We start from the raw sequence: 22,381 nt of genomic DNA, 5'->3' as shown, positions 1-22,381 counted from the left end.
GTGGTTAATCAATCAGTCTCACCGCTCCTTTATCGGCAGAGCTTACCATGCTGGCATACGCTTTAAGACTTTTAGGCACATAGCGTTCACGAGTGACCGGAGTCATCGGACGTGCTGCCAATTCTTCATCGGTCAGTCGCACGTTGATAGTCCGTTCGGGGATATTGATTTCGATGATATCACCATCCTTGATCTTCCCGATATTACCTCCGGCGGCCGCTTCGGGAGAGATATGACCGATGCTGAGTCCCGATGTACCGCCACTGAAACGGCCGTCGGTAATCAGCGCACACTCCTTGCCTAAATGGCGCGATTTAATATAAGAGGTGGGATAAAGCATCTCCTGCATACCGGGACCTCCTTTCGGACCCTCGTGCGTGATGACGACTACATCTCCGCTGACAACTTTTCCTCCGAGTATCCCATTGCAGGCGGCTTCCTGTGAATCGAAGACCTTTGCCGGACCGGTAAACTTCCAGATACTTTCGTCCACACCGGCTGTTTTCACCACACAACCATCCTGAGCTATATTTCCTTTCAGTACGGCCAGTCCTCCGTCTTTGCTATATGCATGTTCCATATCGCGAATGCACCCTTCGGCACGATCCGTATCCAGTTCTTTGTAATAGACGTCCTGAGAGCCGAGCACCAGATTGAACTTTCCGGCAGCCGCACTCTTATACTTCTTAATAGCCTCTTCACATACGTTCGGGCTTGTTATATCATATTTATCAATTGCTTCACCCAATGTCATCCCATCGATACGGGCCACGGATGTATCTATCAATCCGGCTTTGGCAAGTTGTCCCATAATCCCCATAATACCCCCGGCACGATTCACATCCTGAATGTGATACTTCTGAGTGTTCGGCGCCACCTTACACAAGCACGGGCTTTTGCGCGACAGCATATCGATATCATCCATTTTAAAGTCCGCTCCTGCTTCATGGGCTACCGCCAGCAGATGGAGTACCGTATTGGTAGATCCCCCCATCGCAATATCCAGTGTCATGGCATTCAAGAAAGCTTCACGGGTAGCAATGCTCCGGGGAAGCACACTCTCATCACCGTCCCGATAATATTTATAGGTATTTTCCACAATCAGTTTCGCAGCATCTTTGAACAATTGGGTACGGTTGGCATGAGTCGCCACAATCGTTCCGTTTCCGGGGAGTGCCAGACCAATCGCTTCGTTGAGGCAGTTCATCGAGTTGGCAGTAAACATCCCCGAACAGCACCCGCAAGTGGGGCAGGCCCGGTTCTCAATTTTGGAAACTTCTTCATCGCTCACACTTTCGTCGGCCGACTTAATCATCGCGTCAATCAGGTCCAAATGCTGCCCGTCCAATTCACCGGCTTCCATCGGGCCTCCGGATACAAATACAGTAGGAATATTCAGCCTCATAGCCGCCATCAACATTCCCGGAGTGATTTTGTCACAATTGCTGATACATACCATGGCATCCGCTTTATGGGCATTCACCATATATTCCACACTATCGGCAATGATATCCCGGGAAGGAAGCGAATAGAGCATTCCGTCGTGCCCCATAGCAATGCCATCATCAATGGCAATCGTATTGAACTCTGCAGCAAAGCATCCCAGCTTCTCAATTTCTTTTTTCACCAGCTGGCCTATTTCATGTAGATGTACATGTCCCGGAACAAACTGAGTGAACGAATTGACGATGGCAATGATAGGTTTGCCTAATTGCTCTTTTTTCATACCGTTGGCTGCCCAAAGTGCCCGGGCACCCGCCATGCGACGGCCTTGTGTGCTGAACGAACTGCGTAACTGCTTTTTCATTTCAATATTCCTTTTAAGTAAAGAGCCTTCCCCACTGTAGTGAGAAAGGCTCTAAATCATATCTTCTATCTGTACGAATACATACATAACCTTTCTCACGCTCTTGATGGAATCACCACGACGCGAATAATATGCAGGACTGCCAGGTTAATTGATGTATGATTATTCATAACTTCTGTTTTTCTTTCTTTATGTGCTGCAAAGGTAAGTGCTTTTTTATAAACTCCAAACAAATTGAAGAAAAAAATCACCTAAAACAAAATAATTGTAAGCAAAGCCCATCTTTAAGTACGTATTTATCATTCAGAATCCTATATTTCGAACTATTCCTTATAAAATCCGCTTTCAGAATATATACAAATTTAATATAAACAGCACAAACATACCAATTTTACGATAAGCCTTCAAGGAAGAAAGCAAAGAAACATCAATAAAAATCAGGGAAAGAAGAAAAGAGCAGAAAGATTGAATTAAGATTGGGCCAATAAAACATGGGGATGTTGTGCGTTAAAACATCCCCATGTTCTAACACAAAACATCCGGATGTTGTGACGTAAAACATCCGGATGTTTTTCTACAGAGAGTTTAAAGTTTTAGAGTAGACAATAAGGTGTTACTGACGAATAAAACGTATGCTAAACCCGTAACCACGACTATATGTATCCGTGCATTGCGGTACGGACACATCCGATGGATTGACGGAAAGCGCCCAGCAATTACTCCCATCAACACTGTTAAACCACCAATACCCAACTTCATCTTTTTCCTGGAAAGCAAAAGGTTCATCTGCATTACGCCGCCCCCCGGGTTTTCCGACAAACCCTGCAATCTTCAATGCCTCGGCCACTTTAGGGTCTCCACCCAAGAAATCCCGCAATGTATCCCAGTCTCCCAAATGATTCGGTATCTTCCAGCCTTTAGAGACCAAGGACGTACCACCGGAAAATACACCTGCATTGTACAGCAGTCCATATTGATTGCGAATAGCCCGACTATCCTGCGTAATGCCGGCAGGGAAACCATATACAGCATATCGCGGATTAGCATCTTTTTTCCACTCCGGAGAAATAGCTCCTACACTGTTTGTTATCGTCCGCAAATTATCCGCCATCCAATACTGTGTACCGATTTTCATCACCCGATACGAGTTGCCTTCATTATCAGTAGCCAAATAAGGGCGAAGTCCGTTTACCTGATTGTCCAAATAACCCACATAATCACCGGTTATAAAATTTACTCCGTCTTCTGTAAACAGAGAGGTGAATGGTTCTGTATTGGTACCCGGCGTATAAACGGTAGTCAAATAGTCTATTCTTCCTCCGTTATCCAATACTATTCCTTCGCCAAACGCTTTATTATAAACATTATAAGGATAAAAGACCGAGGCACTTTTACCCGATCCAAATGAATAATCGGGAATAAACTCATGACATAGTTCTCCTACTTTCACTCCCTCGATATAAAGTTCGTATACAAACGAACGGACAGAATCGGGCACTTTAAATTCAAGCAATAAAGTGGCTCCCAATGTTGCCGACAACTTCTTCCCGTCCTTGGCTGTCAGTTCAAGGACAGCAGTGCCGGACAATGCTCCATCAGCCGTACCTTTATCAGGGGCAATCACTGTTATTTCACCATCGGTGGCCGATGTATACCTTGCCGTAACTGTCCAACCGCGTGGAGCCGTACATACCGGAGCAATATCTTTATTCACGCCACTGCAAGTAAATGCAAAGGTACGGGATTCACTCCGATGAAAATATGCCACTTCCGAAATCTCCAGTCCAACCTGTGATCCTTGCCATTCCGGCACTTTAAGAGTTTTTCCATCACTCAGATGAAAGACAATATAACCGTCTTCACTGACCACCTTCCGGAACATAGAATCACCGGATGCACCTTTCGCTTTCATCGGATTACCCGCAGCATCTTCCAACTCAACAGGACCGCTCCCATAGTCAAGCGTCCAGTATCCTGCCGCATTGACTCCAACGACCGGAACAATGCCATCGGCTCCCGAAGCTCTGACTTTCTGCCCGTTGTTATCCAAAAGAAAAGAAGAAGTTCCATCCGGAGCCTTGTTAGCCCAGTACAGATGCCCGTCCGTATCCATTTTCATGGTGATGACGGGAGCTACACCATTTTTTCCCTTATCTCCTTCCGCACCGTCTTTGCCATCAGTACCATCAACTCCGTCTTTACCATCGGTACCATCCTGACCATCTTTGCCGTCGGTACCGTCCTGACCATCTTTGCCATCAGTACCATCCTGACCATCCTGGCCGTCCTGACCGTCAACTCCGTCTTTGCCATCAGTACCGTCCTGACCATCTTTGCCGTCGGTGCCGTCCTGACCATTCTGACCATCTTTACCGTCCTCCCCTTTCTTACCGTCGTCTCCTTTCTCACCATTCTTGATGACAATGGTGCCACTCTTAAAGAAACTGATCGTATAGCCGCTTCCATCCGCAAGTTCGTTGAATCCGGTAATGTAATCACCGGATTCAGACGAGTCTATGATCAGCTTTAAGGCAACAATATCCCTATTCATATTTTTACATAACTCTTCAATAGAGTTTGCCTGTTCCTCCATTTCCGCGTGATTCTTCAGCACTTCGTTTATCTCTTCCTGACTACAGGAAGCGACGAGGAACAAACAAAGGAGCAATAGTTTGATTATATGATTCATATTCATTAGAGTTAAATTAATAATTTGCATTACGGACACAACGGATACTGTTACCTTCGCCCACCCCGGCAGCACCGGGAGTCAGTTGCTCTACAGAATTGGACTTATAAGTCATCCGGATGCGATAATCCGTTTCCGTCGACCACCATTGCCCTGTTGTTTCCGAAGCTCCGGTACTGCCATTACTACCCTCGACCGTATTAGCAGTAGAAGATTTTTATTTTATCTATTGATTAATAGATATTTAGAAGAAAGAAGAATAACAATGGGTAACGATATAGAAAGGAGCGAAACTCTTTAGTCTGCTATGCTTTTCCATTGCTTCAAACAACTCATTACAAAGGTAATACTTAATTTTAAATAATCAACTTTTCTTTGTTTGATTGTTCATTTTCTGCCTTTTGAATATTGACGGTTGCTCTTTAAAATGTTTTTGAAAAAACTTATTAAAAGCACTTTGAGAATCAAATCCTAACAAAAACGCAATTTCAACAAATGAAATATCTTCCTTTATGTATCTTTCGGATAACTCAATACGAACATTATTTAGTATCTCTCGAAATGAAGTGTTTTCGTTTCGTAGTCTTCGCTGTAACGTTCTCTCACCTAAGTTTAATTTTCGAGCAACAGTCTTTATATCAACATCAATTGTTGGAAGGCATTGCAAAAGATATTTGCGAATCGTGACAGATAAGTGTAAACCTTGTTCACACTCCTTTATTTCATTTATTAATTTCTCGACAATGCCCAACAGTTGATTATTTGCTGTCAAAATTGGCAAGTCAAGAATAGAGCTATCAAATAATAGTGCAAATTCATTTGTTGAATATTGTATAGGGCATCTAAAATACTCACTCAACTTATCATCATTACCCTCTTGCTCATAAATGGTATGAATTTGAATTGGCTTTATGCGTTTCCCTGTAAGGGAATATAGTATTTGTAACGAAATCCCTAATTGACTTTCATACAATTGTCTTGTAGCTAAAGGATATTTTTCCGCAAATTCCTTATCAACAGAAATGCTATGAACAAATATATCTTCATCAATTCTATTTATGTACCTATATAGCGGATTAATTGTTGGCGTATGTACATCTGATTTTTCAAAAACCTCTTTTAAAGTAGCACAATTCTCATATAGCTTATACAACATACCAGCAATTGTCACTGGTACATTAAATCCTTTTTCAAGCCCCAGTCTATGATTACAACTGCTATTGATAATCAACTCTATATAAGAGCCTAAAATATCACTGGAAATTGTAGCCGTAGGTTGATTTAGTATTTCTAAATCAACATTCAGCATTGAAGATATATCAAGATTATCGAATCCCATATCTTCAAACTGTTTTCTAATAATATTAAAAACGCTACCTGTAATATACATGATGCTTAATTGTCGTATTTGGACAAAAGTATGACTTATTTTTCAATTATGCAAATTTAAGTTTCGCTAATTTTGCACTTAAATTTAGCAAACTTAGATATTCACATAAAGCAACTGTAAAATGAAAATCACCTATAATTCTACTAATTATTATTTAGAACCATGTAATAATGGTTTTCTTCTCATTGATGCAGGTTGGCATGGTAAAGGCGAAGTATTCAAGAAAGAATTAAACTTGCTTGGTATTAAGCCTGAACAAATCAAATATATACTTTTGACACACCATCATCATGACCATGTAGCCATTGTTCAAGAATTAAAGACATTAGCAAACGCAAAATTAATAGTACATGAAAGTCAAATACCATACTTAAAAACAGGCGTAACTAATGATAGATATATAAGACAATATAATTGGGTGTTATGGCTAATAGACAAACTGACAAAGCCATTTATAAAATATAAATACCCTCCTATATCTATTGATAATTCCGATATTATTATAGATACTGATATTAACGACAGTATGTTACGAAGTATTGGCGTTTCTGGAAAAATTATTTTAACTCCGGGACATAGTAGTGATTCTATTTCTGTTTTACTGGATAATGGAACTGCTTATGTTGGCGATGTGGCTATGAATATGAGCAGCATGAAACTAATAGGGAAAATACCATTTCCCATTGAAGCAGAGGATTTTGAACAAGTAAAATTAAGCATGAAGAAACTAATAAATTTAGGTGCGATTAAATTTTACCCGTCACATGGAGATGTGATTGATAAAGAAATGATTGATATGTAATGTACTCCAGTACATCCGCTTCAAGATGTTTCAAGACATTTTACTCTTGATTGAAATTATCTCCAAAGAAAAGAATCCATTAAATAGTTTTTTGCTTACCTAATTTAAACAAATAAAGTAAATGAAAGAATTATCCGACCAGAGATTTTTCCGACTATTGTCGGAATACTCACAGAAAGAGTTTGCCGTAAACGATTTTACGGCAGCATTGCAAGAACTTGCCAGTCATTTGGCAAATATTGCCATAGATGAACAGGACTACGCTGTATTGTTACGTTATTTTTCTTTTGGACTTAATAGGCTCAAATCGTATCGCTCACAATTTGGGCAGGGGGAAAAATGCCTTGCTATTGCTTGTTGATGAAGCAATAGGACTTGTTAATACAGAAATCCGCATACTCAATATGCGGATTAAATATCCGGTTCAGTTCCAAAATCGAAAAAACAACTTTTTACCCTCACCGCTCCACCTAACAGACGAAACCTATCTTATTGAAATAATGGAGATGGTTAGTGGATTGTTCCTATCTAAAAGAGTAGTAACCCGTGCCGGAAAAGAATCACCACTTACAGAAATTGGAAGAGCATTTGAATATCTTTTCAATATCAAATTGGGGGACATCCACAAAAAGCACGAAAGCGTTATTAAGCGCAAGCCATCCAAAGTAACCGAGTTTTTGGATATACTTCGCAAAGCCATTACCGAAGAAAGTAAAAACAAAGGCTATTTGTAAATCAACAACTTACCAACTATTTATGGGGGTGTACCAATGGTACACCCCTAACTTATTTACATCCATTTGCCGAACTTTGCTTCATCAATCGATTGAAAGCAATAATGTTAAACTAAAAAATGAAGCAAAATGTATATAGACAATGAAAACTTCGACAAGTGGATGGAGAAGCTATCGAAGAAGCTGGGCGAGATAGGTCAGAACCTGCAATCTCTTATCAATACCGACAACGTATTGGGCGAAAATGATAAGATTCTCGATAATCAGGATTTAGCTTTCCTGCTGAAAGTATCTCCCCGAACTCTGCAACGGTATCGGACAAGTGGCAAACTACCCTACTTTATGATAGGACACAAAACCTACTACCGAGCATCCGACATTCGGGCATTTGTTCAAGAAAATGCCGATTGTAAGACCTACAAGCGGTTCAAAAGAGAAAATCTGCTCGATAAGCAAACCAATGCAAAGCAAGGTGAGTAATGTTACCGCCTGATGAAGTGCCATCGCTCCACATTTAGCAGAAACCGCCTCGCCCTGTGGCTCGGCTCGTTTTGCTAAATGAAGCAAGAGGGAACTGGACAAGTCCTGTTCTTCCCTCTTGCCCTGCGGGGCAAAGCCTTCGGCTTTAATGGGTTACATTCGTAACCGTTTATAACCGTGATTATAACCTGAAAACGTATTTCGCTTATAATCAACTGAATGAATCTTACTTTCTTTATAAAAAAGTTATAATCATGGATAAGACTAGTAATATATCCACTCTTACCACCATCGGCATAGACCGACAGACGGGAAAGCTAATAGATAAGCTATGCAAACGCTATTCACTGAAAAAAGGGGAAATAGTCAGGCTTGCATTTGTCTATATTGATAAAGCGTGTATCAATCCATCGGAAGCACCCGAATCCGTAAAATCGGAACTGGCGAAAATAAACAAACGGCAGGACGATATAATCCGCTTCATCCGACACTACGAGGAAGAACAACTAAATCCCATGATAAGAACCACCAATTCTATTGCAGTTCGGTTTGATACCATTGGCAAGGCATTGGAAACGCTTATTCTTTCACAGATGGAAGCCAGTAGGGAGAAACAAATAGCCGTACTCAAAAATATAAGTGAACAGTTTGGTAAACATGCTGATGTGATAAACAACCAGTCCAAACAGATTAACGCCTTGTACCAAATACACCAACGAGATTACAAAAAGCTATTGAACCTGATACAACTCTATTCGGAACTATCCGCTTGTGGTGTAATGGATAGCAAGCGAAAAGAAAACCTAAAGGCTGAAATTACCAATCTGATAAAGACATAGAGCCATGCACATAGATTTTGCTCCACCATCGGGTGGAACATACAACAATGCCGGTAGTAGCCGACAGTTAGCGTCATACATGGAGCATGAAGATATGGAACGGATGCAGCAGGGTATCTATACCGATGGCTTTTTCAACCTGACAGATGATAATATCTACAAATCAAAGGTTATTAAGGATATAGACAGTAATATCGGGCAACTCCTAAAAACAGATGCTAAGTTTTTCGCTATCCATGTCAGCCCATCGGAAAATGAACTTCGGGCAATGGGTAACACCGAACAGGAGCAAGCCGAAGCCATGAAACGGTATATCCGAGAGGTATTTATTCCCGAATATGCCAAGAACTTCAACAAGGAGTTATCCGCAGCAGATATAAAGTTTTACGGAAAGATACATTTCAGCCGTAGCCGTTCCGATAACGAACTGAATATGCATTGCCATTTGATTGTGAGCCGGAAAGACCAAGCCAATAAAAAGAAGCTATCACCGCTTACCAATCATAAGGACACCAAGAAAGGAACGGTTACCGGCGGTTTTGACCGTATGAACCTATTCCAACAGGCAGAACAGGGCTTTGATAAGTTATTTGGCTACAATCGCCAATTATCAGAATCATTTGAGTATGCCAATACCATGAAGAACGGTAGTATAGACGATAGACTGAAAATGCAGGAGCAGGAGTTAAAAGAGTCAAAACTATATTTTACTGACGAAAAGAAAAAAGAAGTATTCCAATCCAGTGAAAAAGAAAACATGATTTCTTGCAATCTTGATAGCAAACAAGATAATAAACATGCTTACAATCAGCAAAATAACAGTGGTGGCGATTCTCTGTTATCTATCTTTTCATTGGGAGATGGCAATAATTACGATGCAACACTGGCAGAAGAATTACAGGCACAGAAACTTAAAAAGAAAAAGAAGAAAGGAATCAGGCGATGATTGAATATGAAGAACTAAGAGCCGATATAGACCGCTACCTGATGGAGCGTTTCAAATATCGTAAATCGCTTGTACGACTAACAGTGGATAACATCATTACCACCCGAAGAAACAGCCGAGTAGATTTGTATTTGCGTATCAGAAAGGTTGAAAGCAAATTTCCACCTGATTGCCTGATTATCGCCCGATTGGGTTTCAGCAAGGAACGGACAGGACACGGAACGCACTTTTTCCGATTTCTGACCGAAGTAGCCCGAATGTATGGTTTCAATCATATCGGAATTGAATGTGCCAATACCAAAAGTAGTGCATTTGCCCAAAAGTTGGGTTTTTACTCCATTGATGGTGAGAATTACGCAATAGCTGTAACTAATCTAATCTCTTATTTTTCAATGGAATAATTTAATTAATCCTTTCTTTCTCTGAACACAAAGGTATATTCCAAGACTGAAACGTCAATGCCAAGCCCTACGGGTTTGGGGGAATTTCTTCCTTTTTGCTCCACAAAAAGAGTAAATTCCCCCAAAGCATTGCCTTATTCATTCTTTCCATATAGTTAATGCTTATCAGAGAAAAAAAGGAAAAAATATGTTGGTTGGGGTGTGGCTACTTTGCCAATTCATATTTCCCCCCAATCCGTTCCGCAAGGTTCGTCATGTCCTCGTTAATTTTAGTACGGGTAACCTCCGCATAAATTTGAGTGGTCTTAATAGAAAGGTGTCCCATCATTTGGCTAAGACTCTCAATCGGAACACCTTGCGTCAGGCAAACGGTCGTTGCAAACGAGAAACGACTCATGTGGAATGTCAGCCGTCTATCAATATCGGCAGCTTTGGCAATACGCTTTAGTTGCCAATTCATACAAACATGATGCTGCAATTTGAAAACTTTTCCATCCATTCCTGAAAACTCCGAATCTCTGTATCTTTCAAGAATCCTTTTGGGAATATCTAACAGAGGAATATAAGAAGTCGTTCCGGTCTTTTGCCTATCAAGAATAATCCACTGGCTACCGTCTTCCATTTCCTGAATGTTGGAATGTTTTAGATTACGTAGGTCAATAATCGCTATGCCCGTGAATGTCGAAAAAATAAACATATCACGAGTGAAACGCCATGTGGCAAGTTTCAATTTAGCTTGCATAATTCGCTGTATCTCATCATTCGAGAGCCATGGACGTTTTGGAATCACCCGTTCGGAAACAAAGTCAAAGAACGGGTTTTGCCGTAATACGCCTTTATTACAAGCCCTTACGACAGCCTGCCGAAAAGGATTCATATTGGTTTTAACCGTTCGTGCCGTCATTTTCAAATCAATTTTCAGATAATGAAAATAGGCTTCCACAAATGGAGTATCAATTTCACCAAATGGAATATCGGTAAGGTTATACTTCTCTTGTAGGAACTCTTTCATGTGACGGTAAGAGGTGGCATACACTGGAAATGTACTTTCAGTTATGCGTATACCAATACTTTTCCGTTTCTCCTCCAATAGTTCCGCAAATTCTTGCATCAAGGTATTACGGTTTACTCCGATACCACGTAACGCATTTTTAAGGGCTTCGGCAGTAACATAGCCGTTATTAGTTACCATTTCTTTGTAATAAGTGGAGATTTCATTGCGAAACCTCTCTATCTGCTTGTTTACGGATAAAGATTCTTGGGATTTACCTTTTGCTGTCCCTGTTTCACCATCCCAAGCATCGGGCATTATTTCTAATCCAGTGCTGAATGTAGTATTCTTGCCGTCCACCGTTATACGCCCAACAATCGGACAAGCTCCTGATTTCTTGGTTTTACTTGTGTTCGGATAGAAAAATATAGCAAATGTACTTCTGTTCGTTTTCATGGCTTACTGTTCGTTATAGGTGAATTTATTGGAGATACGGAGAGATAGTTGCTTCATGTCATTACCAATCTTCTCATTATTGACACGGGCGTACCGTTGGGTAGTCTGAATATTTTTATGCCCCATCATTCGGCTAACGCTTTCAATAGGAACACCTTGAGATAGACACAATTCGGAAGCAAATACATGGCGTGCAACATGGAAGCTGAGAGGGGTGGTAATATCGCAGTGCTTGGCTATTATTTTCAAAGCATAATTAGTACGCCCATGCCCCAACATCGAAAATACATTTTCTCCTTTCGCCAGCCCTTTGTATTTCTCTATAATCTGCATCGGAATATCTAATAATTTGACATGAAACGGTATTCCTGTTTTTTGTCTATCTGTAGAAATCCACAAACTGCCGTCTTCTTCGGTAATAATCTCTTTCCACGTAAGTTGCTTCAAATCAACATACGGAAGACCTGTAAATGCTGCGAACACAAACATATCACGGATGAAGCATTGGCTTTTGGACTCTATCGGAGTGGATATAAGCCGTTGAAATTCATCTTTCGTAAGTGAGCGTATTTTGAAATTTGGCTTTTTCAGTTTGAAGCCAAAGAATGGAGGATGGACAATCAGTTTACGATGCAGGGCAAGACGAACCACTTTGAAAAGTACCAACATGGTAGATGATACAGATTCATCCGTCATTTTTCGTTCCACTCTCAAATGATAATCAAAGGCTTCGATAAGGGGTAGGTCTAATTGGTTCAGGGGAATATCCTGAACATTGTACTTGACTTTCAGAAAGCGTTTTACCTGTTTGCGAATGGTGATGTATTTGCGATAGGTGCTTTCTGCTCTGTCTATTCCGATGCGTGTTTGAAAATCTTGCATCATTTCGCCAAAGAGGACGATCAGTGTTTTCTGTGCCGATGCTATTCCTTGAAATGCTGTCTTAACTTGTTGGGCGGTAACTGTTCCTGTACGCTCTACAATGTCCCTGTAATGCGTGTGTATGGAGAGATTAATTTTATTAATCTCTCTGTTGAGTTCAACGGCTACACGACTTTTGCCGATTGCCCGACCTGATTTTACATTCCAAAGCCGTTCTTCGATTTTCAGTTTTGAACCGAATTGGGCGATGGTGTTGCCAATGATAATTTTTCCGACAATCGAGTAAGCGACATCGGGATTTACTTCTGTTTTTTCACTGTTCCCCTCTCGTTTTAGGTAGAAAGATACCTTTAGTTCGTTGTTCATAACGCTCACATTTTAAGTTCATAAAATTACTTCCAATATGAGTTATTTGAACAATGTAAACCGCAGACAAACAGTGCTATAATAAGACATATAACGTCATCGTTTTGCTCTGCTTTTCGCTAACGGCAACGGGTAACGATTTAGAAATGGAAAGTTTGCCTAAATCTGCTTTTCCCTGCAATTTCACCATCGGACACCCTATGACACTAAAAGACATACATTTCTATCGTTCAGTCAATTACCTTGCTTTTCTCTTTCTTGCTTCTAATGTTATAGGTTGGTATAGCAGGTAAAGCAGTAAAACCGGTCAGATTGTCTCCCCCTATTCCGGCACTCTCCGTCCAACTTCCGAGCCCTTTCCCAATAGCTGTCGATTTCAGTTTACGTGCATCTGCCCCCACAAAGTCTACCAATGCTTGCAGTTCTGCTTTAGAAGGAACATGCCATCCTTGGGGAGCTATGTTTCCTTTCATCGCAAACCGATTGTAAAGCACACCGTACAAGTTGCGATATTGCATAGCACTCGTTGCATTGGCATTAGCCGCCCGGTCGACCTGACATGCCGGAAGATCTGACCCGCACTGAATCATCCAATCCAGAGACGTGGCAAAACCGGTAGGAATAGGAGTACCATCATTAAACTGGGTTGTCTTCAGATTTTCTCCCATCCAGTAGAGACTGCCTATTTTCACAACCCGGTAAGCATATCCCTGCACATCGACAGCCAAGGAAGCTTTCAGCCCGCAAACAGTCCCGTTCACCAGCCCGTCTGTTCCATCTGCCGGCATTACATACTGACTGCCGTCTTCCGTCAGTATGGCGGTAGATGAAGGATTACCCGTAACGGGAGTATACCCTGTTCCGTCATGCTGTATCGACGCTCCGTTCTCCAGAATAATCCCCGGACCAAAAACACGCGAAGCAGCATTATAAGAATAGACTACAGTAGCCCGGTCCGTCGTGGAATAAGCCGGCACATACTCCCGGCATATTTCTCCTACTTTAAGCCCCTCCATCAAAATATCATAAACCAGGGAACTATTGAACTTCGGAAGCTCAATACGATAATACAACGTTACCAAGATGTCTGCACTGACAGTATTTCCCAAAGCATCTGTGCCTTCTATCGTTATTCTTTCCGAAGCCGGCAGAGCCGAACCGGCAGCAGGCGCTTTCACAGTCAGCACCCCTTGCAAAGCTTTCGGCTGATAATTAATCGTAGCATCCCATGTTCCTGCCACCTTTACTATCTGCCGGAAACTACTACAATCAAACGGAATGTCCAGTGCTATCCCACGACGAAAGAAAAGAGGTCCCGTTTCATTGAATATCAGTTTATTATCTGCAGATTTGGCCACCTTATAGATACTTCCATCGGTCATTGTGAAAATGACATACTCCGGATCTCCCGGATTCACAGACGTAAAGATGGACTGGCTGCCATCTGTCACGGTGGCTACAATTTTCTCTCCGCTTGCTCCTGTCATCCACTTCGTAACAGTTCCGACAGTAACCTGCCAGTAATATTCTCCGTCCGTATCTTTAGCTATGCCGACAGATGGAGTAATACCATTTACCGGAGTCATAATCACTTTATTACCCTCTCCGTCCGTCAGCCACTCTACCGCTCCGGCACCTATCTGTACTGTCCAGTAATAATTACCATCCGTATCCTGTTTAGCACCCATCAACGGAGTATCTCCGTCCGGACCTTTCACACCATCTTTACCGTCAGTACCGTCAACTCCGTCTTTGCCATCCGTACCATCTACGCCGTCCTGACCATCATTGCCATTACTGCCGTCGGTTCCGTCAGTTCCGTTCGAACCATTCTGGCCATCTGCTCCATCTTCACCGTCCACACCATCATTGCCATCCGTACCATCTGCACCATTCTGACCATCATTGCCATTACTGCCATCGGTTCCGTCATTACCGTTTTCCCCTTTATTCCCTACCAGGCCATTCTTTACAAGCATGTCTCCCCCTTTATGAAAAACGATCAGTGTACCGCTCCCATCGGGCAACTCAGTCACACTTTCAATGTAATCATGAGTCGGTATCGTATTCACTATCGTGGCAAGCAGCCGTACTTCATTATTGGTATCGGATATCCATTCCCGGAGCTTTCCCATCCGGACATTCAACTCGACTTCCCGGCGCAAGGCTTCGTTAATGTCCTCCTGAACACATCCTCCTGCCAACAAAACCGACAAAATGATAAATATATATTTTTTATATCTCTTCATGATTTCCTGTTTTAAAGATTAGTCTTCTCTCAAAATCCGTATGCTGTAACCCATCGAATTATTATCTCCACTATTAAACTCAAGCGTGGAAGAAGTCGCAGACAATCTGAATACAGCACCGACACTTTCCAGGCTGGCGCTACTCCACCAGATACCGGCTTGCTGAAGGTCCTTAAATAAAACACCCTCAGTATCCCTATACCCGCCTCCAACACCGGCAAAGCCTGTGAGGTCTGTTCCACCACCGACCTGCCAATGTTTCGTCCCGGATTCTTTCAATAATGTCCCGGCATTAGTGCCCAGAAAAGCCCGCAATGTAGATATGATATCTGATTCCGTTGGAAGCTTCCATCCGGCAGGTATTACTTTCTTTGCTGCCACCCTATTGTATAAAACACCATAAGATATTTTATTGGCAAAAGCTCCTGTAGCGGAGGCATCCTGATAATCATACACAGCACAAGCACCTGAACCCGTATCTTCAAATCCACTTTCTTTCCAAGCACGCCCCGATAAATTAGTTTCGACAGGACTTCCGTCAGGATAACTAAGCGCCCGTAGATTTTCCATGGTCCAATACTGTTTACCTATTTTCACGATGCGATAAGTGTTACCATCCACATCAGTCAGTTTTTCCGCTTGCAGGCCATCTCCGAAATCCGGTTCCCGCCCTTTCAACGAACTGTCGGTATAGAACTCAGACCCGTCTTCAGTATAGATATACATGACTGCCGGCCGGTCGGCAGCAGGAGCATGATAGCCCGTACCATCGTGCTGTACCGTACCTCCTGTATTCGTGATAAGCCCCGACCCATAAATTCCTCCTGTCAGGTAAGGATAGACAATCGTTACAGACTGCCTTAAATCCCGCTGATATTCCCGGCAAAGCTCTCCCACCTTTTTGCCCCAAAGACGGATGTTATAGACATAAGAACCTTTGAAATCCGGAAGCATTATCTTATAAAGCATACTCACGGCGAAAGAGCTCCGTGCTGCTTCTTCTGTGGTATTCGTACTCCTCAGTACTACATCTCCGGATAATGCTACGCCCGCTGCTCCTGCCAAAGGAGCTTCAAGGGTCAGTGTACCTGCATCAAAATCAACCGTTGCCTTCCATCCCTCCGGAACATCTACCGATAGCCGTTCCTTGGAGATACCTTTACAACTGAAAGCAATCACCCGGGACTCGCCACGACTGAAGAAGAGCAGTTTGCGTCCCTCCGGCACCTCAATAGAGGGTTTTCCCACCGGTATTTTAAATTGGGTTGCTCCCCCACTTAAAGTAAACTCTACATAATCCGGATCTTTATATTCCACTTTCTCAAACACAGACACGGCATCTTTTGCGTTGGCAATTATTTTCTTTCCACCCGTCTCAATCCATGTTTCAGGATCGGACCCTATCTTCTGTGTCCAGTAATAATTATCATCACCGCCATCGGCCACCGCCCACTGTTTCACCCCTAACTGAGGAGTTTGTCCATCATGAACCGCAGAAACTGCCTTTATCCGGTTTCCGTCATTGTCCGCCAGATAATATGGTTCACCGGAGCCGACTTTTACAGTCCAGTAATATTCCGAGTCAGTGGGGTCCTGCATAATGCCAACCACCGGATTCTGTCCGGGATCACCTTGTTCTCCCTTACTTCCGTCCGTACCATTGACTCCATCTTTACCGTCTGTTCCATCCACGCCATCCTTGCCATCGGAGCCATTCGTTCCATCCACACTATCTTTACCATCGGTGCCGTTCTCTCCATCTTTACCATCCGTACCATCGGCACCGTCTACGCCATCTTTGCCGTCCGTACCATCTACACCATCCTTGCCGTCCGTACCGTCAATACCGTCTTTGCCGGCATCTCCATCGGGACCCGTATTTCCCTTCTTTCCGTTACGAATAGTGATCGGGGCACTTCTGGAAAAGGAGATGGTATATCCCATACCATCCGCCAACTCCTCAATGTGAGTGATGTTGTCTCCTATCTTGTCAATATTGACAATCACCTGAAGATTATAAATATCTTCATTCAATTTTCTGCATAACTCTGTCAGCTCCTGCAGTTCTTTCTTCTGATCGCCTTGTCTGTCAAGTAAATCGTTGAAATCGGATTCCTTACAGCCATACAGCAACGGAATCAATAACAACAACAGATATATTCTCTTTCTAATCATAGTTTTCATTTTTGAATTTCAACAATAACCCGCCTGGCAAGTACACTGTAGTTGTTAGGATCGGAAGTAAGCGTATCTATACACTCTCCTTTCACGTTGATACGTTTGCTGTCAATTCCCTTCTTTTCAAGGTAAGTTGCCAACACCTCCGCACGCTGTAAAGAGATTTTTTGATTAATATCCGGATTACCCGTATGATCGGCATAACCCAAAAGAATGACTTTCAGATCAGGATACTTTTTCAGGGTTTCCACAATGCGGGATAATTCATTTTTGTATAAAGCTACATTCAGATAAGCCGATCCCCTCTTAAAGTAGACAGGAGGCAACTCATTGAATCCCAGCACCGGATTGGATTCTACTCTCTCTTTCGCATCCGTTTGCGCTTGCTGCAACTGCATATTTAAGGAAGCTATTTCCTGTTTCATCCGGTTCTTCTCTATCGAATCCTCCGTACAGCAAACAGGTGTGGGTAAGTTCACCGCGCGCTCCTCTATATATCTTACCGCAATATCTGTCACATGCTTTGAGGCATAAAGGACATTATCTTGTTTCTTCTTACCCACTTTCCATATCAAGGAAAGCCCGGCACTCGTCATAAAATGGTCTTTTGACTTGATAAGGGTCGACACACCATCCATCTTATTATTATTGACCCATATAATTCCCGTACGCAACTGTACGTCAAAAGCGCGTGAAATCTTGTAACGCAAAGAGAGATCTCCCCCTACTCCAAAGTTCCAGTCATCAGTCTTTTTGCCTGACAACGGGCTCTTATCCGCCTTATTTACTAACTCCGTAGAGAAACGTTGTGCATAGACAGCAGGACTCAGCAATACCGTCCAACGCCGGTTGCCCCGGTTGAGCCCAAAGAAGTTATTTACATTCAGATTCATCTGTAAGCCAAGATTGGTGAAGTGTACTTTCGAAAACACATCCTTATACTTCCAGGTAGTAAAGTCCTGCTTGGTATAATAAGTCATTCCGTCAGCACTCAGGAGGTAATCGGACGCATAAGATTTTGCGCCCATTCTGGTATATCCGGTCCGTGCGGATACCTCTATACCTATCCACGAATTGATCTGATAGCCTGCAAATCCCCCAAACTGAGACCCGACATAAGTTTTATCTGCCGAAAATGAAGTAAAATCACCGAATAAAAAGGGAGTAGCATACTCTGCCCCGAAGTACCAATGGGAATACGATTTGAGAGGTTCATCGGCCCCAACCGATGTTTTTGTCTGGGCAAAGCCGTTACAAAACAGCAGAGACAAGAAAAGGAAAAGAATGACTCTTTTACATTCTGTTTCCATACAACAACGAATTTTTAACATAAGCTCCAATTTAAGAATTATTGTTTGTTTTCAGTTTCTTGCGAAGTTCGCAAGGTGTAAGTCCATATTGTGACCTACAAAATTTATTAAAGTGTGAAGGAGACGAAAACCCAAAGTCATCGATAATCTGGCTAAACTCATCACCATATACGGTAATGCGATAAATAATCCGTTGTGATTTCCGATTGAGGAGCCAACGATAAACCGATACTCCGAATTGCTCTTTAAATTTAACCCGGAAATTGGTGACCCCGTATCCTAACAGACTGGCCAACTCGCCTACATTTTTTGCACTGAGATAGTTTTCCAGTATCTGTTCTTTGAATTTGGATGACTGTTCCGTCAAAGAGCTGAATAAAATTGCAAGTTCTTGCTCATTATAAACAGAATTCAGAATATAAAACAGTTCCTGCCGTTTCGTTATATACAAAGAGACATCATCTAATTTCATCTCCAGATACAGCACCAGAAGCTGTAGAAAAGAGTTCAATGGCTCCGCGAATCTGAGTCCTGTACCTTTCAGAGCAGACTTGTCCTGAAAGGAAGCATAAGGCCTAAATGTCAGCAAATCATGTACAATTAAATCGCCGAATGCAAACAGAATGACTTGTGTATCTGAAAGCATCTCACAAACATGATCATTTTCTTTATCCCAAAAGAAGATATGCCGCTCGTCAATAATAGCTAATTCTTTCTCACCAGAAAAAACTTTCATAGTGCCACTCATGATAAAAATTAAAACATTGCTATCCATTTTCGGCAAATGGCTTCCTTTCACAATGGTTAAAAATCTAAATCCTGTTTGAAAGACCTGATTTTGCAGTAAATCAGAAGATAAATTGTCCAGTAAGGTTTTCATAGGTTTATGTATGTTGTAAAAAAACAAAAGACACACTAACATCTTATTAATAAATAATACAAAGAAAACCCTTTGACAACTCAATCCGTTTATACATTTTATTTATTTTGTTATATATAATAACGAAATAAAATACTTTTTTTCATTTAAGTAAAATTGAGACATGGCATTCCTTATTTTCATAAAATCACCGCCTATCAGCCAACAGGTATTAATTTCTACTACGAAAGAATAAACTCCATACCAGTCCACAAATCTCTGATGATTAATTCGTATCTTTGTCCCCACGGAAAATCCGAATTTTATTAATAACATTATAAAGAACAGATGGAAACAGCAGAAAACAAGTACATCACTGTAGCTTACAAACTGTATACAACAGAAGATGGCAAAAAAGATTTAGTAGAAGAAGCAACAGCCGAACATCCCTTTCAGTTCATTTCCGGTTTGGGTACTACGCTTGAAGCTTTTGAATCACAGATAGCAAACCTCAATAAAGGAGATAAGTTTGAATTTACCATTCCTTTTGCCGAAGCTTACGGTGAATATGATGAAGAACATGTGATTGATCTTCCGAAAAACATCTTTGAGATTGACGGAAAATTCGATAACGAACATATCTATCCGGGAAATATCATCCCTCTGATGAATTCAGAAGGCCAGCGCCTGAACGGTAGCGTAGTTGAGGTAAAAGCCGACACTGTGGTAATGGATATGAACCATCCGTTGGCAGGTGAAGATTTGACTTTCGCGGGTGAAGTTGTTGAAAGCCGTCCGGCTACAAACGAAGAAATCCAGGAAATGGTTAAAATGATGACCGGTGAAGGTGGTTGCAGCTGCGGAAGTTGTGGTGACGGTTGCGGTGACGACTGCGGAGATAGCTGTGGAGACAGCTGCGGTTGCGGGCATTGCCATTAATTGAGCGATTATCTATAAAATAAAAAACGGTGAACATACTGCACATGCATGGTATGTTCACCGTTTTATTATATCAAAATGTGTATAGCACACCTATTTCACGATCTCTATCAAAAAAGAGTCCTCACTGTATTCCTTACCATTCAAATAAAGTTTCTTATGTATCGTAGGATCCTGTTTCTTCCAGGTGATGTATAAGTCAAATTTCACCACGTCTTTTGTCCCGTCTCCCCAATGGATCGTAAAAGTCTCTCCCTTATATTGATGTTCCGGAGAAAACTCACCAAAAGAAAGAACACGCTTTTTCTCTTTACCCAGTAGCTCTTTTCTTAATCCTAAAGAGCGGGGCATATTAAACCGCGTATCCACAGAGTTTTCCAGCGGAAAGGTCTTACCTTCGTATTCCACCGTAATTTCATTAGCCAATAAATTTGATGAAACCTGCGGGTCCAACAGGTTAGCCCCGGCAGCATCCTTCACCGAAAAATAAATATTATAGTTTATGAAATCCCAGATATAATCCCCCGGGCCGTCCTCTTTCTCTTCTTCTCCATAACAACCGGTTGCCAGAAGCGGAAGCAATAGAAGCAACCATACAAAGTAATTTTTCATATATTCAGCATTAATAGTTCGTCATTCCGTCAAAGTTCTTTATATCAAGAAAATGAAAGAATTAGCCTTTTACTGCTTATCTTCTGGTTTTTAACACATTGTTTAACATTAGCACCCTTTATGGGTCATAATATCAAGCACCACCTTATCTGTTTCATTCATCCCCTGAGATCCAATCCGCGTCAAATTGCGGATACTTTGATCAACATCTTCATCAATAATTCCTTCTACCGAAGTTACGCAGCGATTCTCCATAGCCATTACAGCGGACAACACAGCTGTTGACACTCCTGTCGTCACCTTCAAGGCACAGCTCGGTTTCGCACCGTCACATATCATTCCGGTCAGGTTGGCTATCATGTTTTGAACAGCAAAAGCCACTTGCTCATAACTGCCTCCCATCAACCAGGTGATTCCACAACTGGAACCGGTAGCAGCTACCACACAACCGCAAAGTGCAGAAAGACGTCCCAGACTTTGCTTAATATAAATCACAGTCAAATGACTCATCATCAAAGCACGGATCAGTTCCTCTTCCGGTTTTCCGTTTTCTTCGGCATAAACCACTACAGGCAATGTAGCAGAAATACCTTGATTACCACTACCCGAGTTACTCATAACAGGAATCATCGCTCCTGCCATGCGTGCATCACAAGCAGCCGATGTATACGAAAGAATATGTGAAAACACACTGTCGCCCATAATCTTATGTTCATAGGTTCCGCGAAGCATCTTGCCCAATGCGTGACCATAATCTCCCTGAAAAGACTGTTCGGCAGCTTTCTTGTTAAGCCTTGCCGTTTCAAGAATAAAACGGATTTCATCCAGCGGAGCAGTCAGTGCAAAGTCATACACTTTCCGCAGAGTGAGTTCCAGTTCCTCTTCTTCCTCTTCTTCACCGGAAACCTGCTGTTTATTTAATAGTATTTCATCTCCTTTGGCTACATAAACAAATGTAGTATGTCCCCCGGAAATAATAGCTGTTGCCTGCTCTCCACCGGCTTCACACATCACCTCTATGTAAAGTTTCTCCGTAATGTTTTCCTTCAGCGAAATACAGATACGCTTTTCATCAATCAACTTCTTCCCTTCTTCCACAGCTTCCGGAGAGCTGTCTTTCAACACTTCAAGTTGATAATCCGACTTTCCGATCAACGCTCCCAGAGCCACTGCAATAGGCAACCCAATCATCCCCGTACCGGGAATTCCCACTCCCATCGCATTCTTCAGGATGTTAGCACTCAATAATACTTTTATTTTTTCCGGTTTAGCTCCTAAGGTTTCTGTAGCCTTTGCTACACACAGCGCAACTGCAATCGGCTCTGTACATCCGATAGCCGGAATCACTTCCCGCTGCACTAAAGCAATTATCTGTTTTCTTTCTGACTCAGTCATCTATTCAAGGTTTATATTTTGCACAAAAGTAGGAAATATCCTCTTATAAACCATTC

Annotated in this window: 18 protein-coding genes and 2 pseudogenes; 8 read left to right on the top strand and 12 right to left on the bottom strand. The window is 42.0% G+C overall.

Annotated features, from left to right (window positions below):
• Positions 1-4 precede the first annotated feature (4 nt).
• From ilvD to FDF36_RS11180, 4 genes and pseudogenes are all read right to left on the bottom strand, one after another.
• Complete coding sequence (gene ilvD, locus FDF36_RS11190; protein WP_032543952.1) at positions 5-1,807, bottom strand: dihydroxy-acid dehydratase; 1,803 nt, start codon at positions 1,805-1,807, stop codon at positions 5-7.
• A gap of 613 nt (positions 1,808-2,420) precedes the next feature.
• Positions 2,421-4,496, bottom strand: a complete 2,076-nt coding sequence (locus tag FDF36_RS11185; RefSeq protein ID WP_220391382.1) for an FISUMP domain-containing protein — start codon at positions 4,494-4,496, stop codon at positions 2,421-2,423.
• Between the two features lie 16 nt (positions 4,497-4,512).
• A pseudogene (locus tag FDF36_RS21535) lies at positions 4,513-4,701 on the bottom strand (hypothetical protein); the annotation flags it as partial.
• A gap of 159 nt (positions 4,702-4,860) precedes the next feature.
• Positions 4,861-5,886, bottom strand: coding sequence for an AraC family transcriptional regulator (locus tag FDF36_RS11180; protein ID WP_220391381.1), 1,026 nt, complete (start codon positions 5,884-5,886; stop codon positions 4,861-4,863).
• A 121-nt stretch (positions 5,887-6,007) separates the two neighbouring features.
• On the opposite strand from FDF36_RS11180, the gene FDF36_RS11175 reads away from it, so the two are divergent.
• The 7 genes from FDF36_RS11175 to FDF36_RS11145 all read left to right on the top strand — a co-directional run bounded on the left by FDF36_RS11175 (position 6,008) and on the right by FDF36_RS11145 (position 10,088).
• Positions 6,008-6,688, top strand: coding sequence for an MBL fold metallo-hydrolase (locus FDF36_RS11175; protein WP_220391380.1), 681 nt, complete (start codon positions 6,008-6,010; stop codon positions 6,686-6,688).
• A gap of 121 nt (positions 6,689-6,809) precedes the next feature.
• Positions 6,810-7,049, top strand: a complete 240-nt coding sequence (locus tag FDF36_RS11170; protein WP_220391379.1) for a hypothetical protein — start codon at positions 6,810-6,812, stop codon at positions 7,047-7,049.
• On the top strand, positions 7,012-7,422 hold the full coding sequence (locus FDF36_RS11165) for an RteC domain-containing protein (protein WP_409013156.1): 411 nt from the start codon (positions 7,012-7,014) through the stop codon (positions 7,420-7,422). Before FDF36_RS11170 ends, FDF36_RS11165 begins: the two co-directional genes overlap by 38 nt.
• Positions 7,423-7,551: 129 nt before the next feature.
• On the top strand, positions 7,552-7,902 hold the full coding sequence (locus FDF36_RS11160) for a helix-turn-helix domain-containing protein (RefSeq protein ID WP_220391377.1): 351 nt from the start codon (positions 7,552-7,554) through the stop codon (positions 7,900-7,902).
• A gap of 254 nt (positions 7,903-8,156) precedes the next feature.
• Positions 8,157-8,741: a BfmA/BtgA family mobilization protein gene (locus FDF36_RS11155; RefSeq protein WP_220391376.1), complete on the top strand. Its 585-nt coding sequence runs from the start codon at positions 8,157-8,159 to the stop codon at positions 8,739-8,741.
• Between the two features lie 4 nt (positions 8,742-8,745).
• Positions 8,746-9,687 (top strand): DUF5712 family protein, encoded by a 942-nt coding sequence (locus FDF36_RS11150; protein WP_220391375.1) that lies wholly within the window; start codon positions 8,746-8,748, stop codon positions 9,685-9,687.
• A complete protein-coding gene (locus tag FDF36_RS11145) occupies positions 9,684-10,088 on the top strand; it encodes a GNAT family N-acetyltransferase (protein ID WP_220391374.1) in 405 nt (134 codons plus the stop codon). Before FDF36_RS11150 ends, FDF36_RS11145 begins: the two co-directional genes overlap by 4 nt.
• A 205-nt stretch (positions 10,089-10,293) precedes the next feature.
• Here FDF36_RS11145 and FDF36_RS11140 read toward each other — a convergent pair whose 3' ends face one another.
• The 6 genes and pseudogenes from FDF36_RS11140 to FDF36_RS11115 all read right to left on the bottom strand — a co-directional run bounded on the left by FDF36_RS11140 (position 10,294) and on the right by FDF36_RS11115 (position 19,400).
• On the bottom strand, positions 10,294-11,535 hold the full coding sequence (locus FDF36_RS11140) for a site-specific integrase (protein WP_220391373.1): 1,242 nt from the start codon (positions 11,533-11,535) through the stop codon (positions 10,294-10,296).
• A gap of 3 nt (positions 11,536-11,538) precedes the next feature.
• Positions 11,539-12,783, bottom strand: coding sequence for a site-specific integrase (locus tag FDF36_RS11135; protein WP_220391372.1), 1,245 nt, complete (start codon positions 12,781-12,783; stop codon positions 11,539-11,541).
• 278 nt (positions 12,784-13,061) lie between these two features.
• A pseudogene (locus FDF36_RS11130) lies at positions 13,062-15,032 on the bottom strand (FISUMP domain-containing protein); the annotation flags it as partial.
• Between the two features lie 18 nt (positions 15,033-15,050).
• Entirely contained in the window at positions 15,051-17,207 is a 2,157-nt protein-coding gene (locus tag FDF36_RS11125; protein WP_220391371.1) for an FISUMP domain-containing protein, read from the bottom strand.
• Positions 17,208-17,212: 5 nt separating this feature from the next.
• Positions 17,213-18,520 carry an OmpA family protein gene (locus FDF36_RS11120; protein ID WP_220391370.1) on the bottom strand — a complete coding sequence of 436 codons (1,308 nt, stop codon included), beginning with the start codon at positions 18,518-18,520 and terminating at the stop codon, positions 17,213-17,215.
• Positions 18,521-18,551: 31 nt separating this feature from the next.
• The gene (locus FDF36_RS11115) at positions 18,552-19,400 is read right to left on the bottom strand and encodes a helix-turn-helix domain-containing protein (RefSeq protein WP_005781301.1); all 849 of its coding nucleotides are present in this window, start codon (positions 19,398-19,400) and stop codon (positions 18,552-18,554) included.
• A 327-nt stretch (positions 19,401-19,727) separates the two neighbouring features.
• Between FDF36_RS11115 and FDF36_RS11110 the strand changes: the two genes are divergently transcribed.
• A complete protein-coding gene (locus FDF36_RS11110; RefSeq protein ID WP_032539742.1) occupies positions 19,728-20,318 on the top strand; it encodes an FKBP-type peptidyl-prolyl cis-trans isomerase in 591 nt (196 codons plus the stop codon).
• Between the two features lie 93 nt (positions 20,319-20,411).
• On the opposite strand, the gene FDF36_RS11105 is transcribed toward FDF36_RS11110, so the two are convergent.
• Together FDF36_RS11105 and FDF36_RS11100 are read right to left on the bottom strand one after the other, a co-directional pair.
• A complete protein-coding gene (locus FDF36_RS11105; RefSeq protein ID WP_005781307.1) occupies positions 20,412-20,930 on the bottom strand; it encodes a hypothetical protein in 519 nt (172 codons plus the stop codon).
• A gap of 108 nt (positions 20,931-21,038) precedes the next feature.
• The gene (locus FDF36_RS11100; protein WP_005808324.1) at positions 21,039-22,325 is read right to left on the bottom strand and encodes an L-cysteine desulfidase family protein; all 1,287 of its coding nucleotides are present in this window, start codon (positions 22,323-22,325) and stop codon (positions 21,039-21,041) included.
• Positions 22,326-22,381: the final 56 nt, after the last annotated feature.

The organism is Bacteroides fragilis (assembly GCF_019583405.1).
GTDB lineage: Bacteria > Bacteroidota > Bacteroidia > Bacteroidales > Bacteroidaceae > Bacteroides > Bacteroides fragilis_B.
This window is presented reverse-complemented; position numbering and strand designations above follow the sequence as displayed.

Bases quoted from the DNA above. Each gene is read 5' to 3' on its own strand.
- FDF36_RS11175 (WP_220391380.1), top strand. From the start codon at position 6,008: ATGAAAATCACCTATAATTCTACTAATTATTATTTAGAACCATGTAAT.
- FDF36_RS11185 (WP_220391382.1), bottom strand. From the start codon at position 4,496: ATGAATCATATAATCAAACTATTGCTCCTTTGTTTGTTCCTCGTCGCT.
- FDF36_RS11115 (WP_005781301.1), bottom strand. From the start codon at position 19,400: ATGAAAACCTTACTGGACAATTTATCTTCTGATTTACTGCAAAATCAG.
- FDF36_RS11145 (WP_220391374.1), top strand. From the start codon at position 9,684: ATGATTGAATATGAAGAACTAAGAGCCGATATAGACCGCTACCTGATG.
- FDF36_RS11180 (WP_220391381.1), bottom strand. From the start codon at position 5,886: ATGTATATTACAGGTAGCGTTTTTAATATTATTAGAAAACAGTTTGAA.
- FDF36_RS11125 (WP_220391371.1), bottom strand. From the start codon at position 17,207: ATGATTAGAAAGAGAATATATCTGTTGTTGTTATTGATTCCGTTGCTG.
- ilvD (WP_032543952.1), bottom strand. From the start codon at position 1,807: ATGAAAAAGCAGTTACGCAGTTCGTTCAGCACACAAGGCCGTCGCATG.
- FDF36_RS11135 (WP_220391372.1), bottom strand. From the start codon at position 12,783: ATGAACAACGAACTAAAGGTATCTTTCTACCTAAAACGAGAGGGGAAC.
- FDF36_RS11120 (WP_220391370.1), bottom strand. From the start codon at position 18,520: ATGGAAACAGAATGTAAAAGAGTCATTCTTTTCCTTTTCTTGTCTCTG.
- FDF36_RS11160 (WP_220391377.1), top strand. From the start codon at position 7,552: ATGTATATAGACAATGAAAACTTCGACAAGTGGATGGAGAAGCTATCG.
- FDF36_RS11155 (WP_220391376.1), top strand. From the start codon at position 8,157: ATGGATAAGACTAGTAATATATCCACTCTTACCACCATCGGCATAGAC.
- FDF36_RS11150 (WP_220391375.1), top strand. From the start codon at position 8,746: ATGCACATAGATTTTGCTCCACCATCGGGTGGAACATACAACAATGCC.
- FDF36_RS11170 (WP_220391379.1), top strand. From the start codon at position 6,810: ATGAAAGAATTATCCGACCAGAGATTTTTCCGACTATTGTCGGAATAC.
- FDF36_RS11105 (WP_005781307.1), bottom strand. From the start codon at position 20,930: ATGAAAAATTACTTTGTATGGTTGCTTCTATTGCTTCCGCTTCTGGCA.
- FDF36_RS11110 (WP_032539742.1), top strand. From the start codon at position 19,728: ATGGAAACAGCAGAAAACAAGTACATCACTGTAGCTTACAAACTGTAT.
- FDF36_RS11100 (WP_005808324.1), bottom strand. From the start codon at position 22,325: ATGACTGAGTCAGAAAGAAAACAGATAATTGCTTTAGTGCAGCGGGAA.
- FDF36_RS11140 (WP_220391373.1), bottom strand. From the start codon at position 11,535: ATGAAAACGAACAGAAGTACATTTGCTATATTTTTCTATCCGAACACA.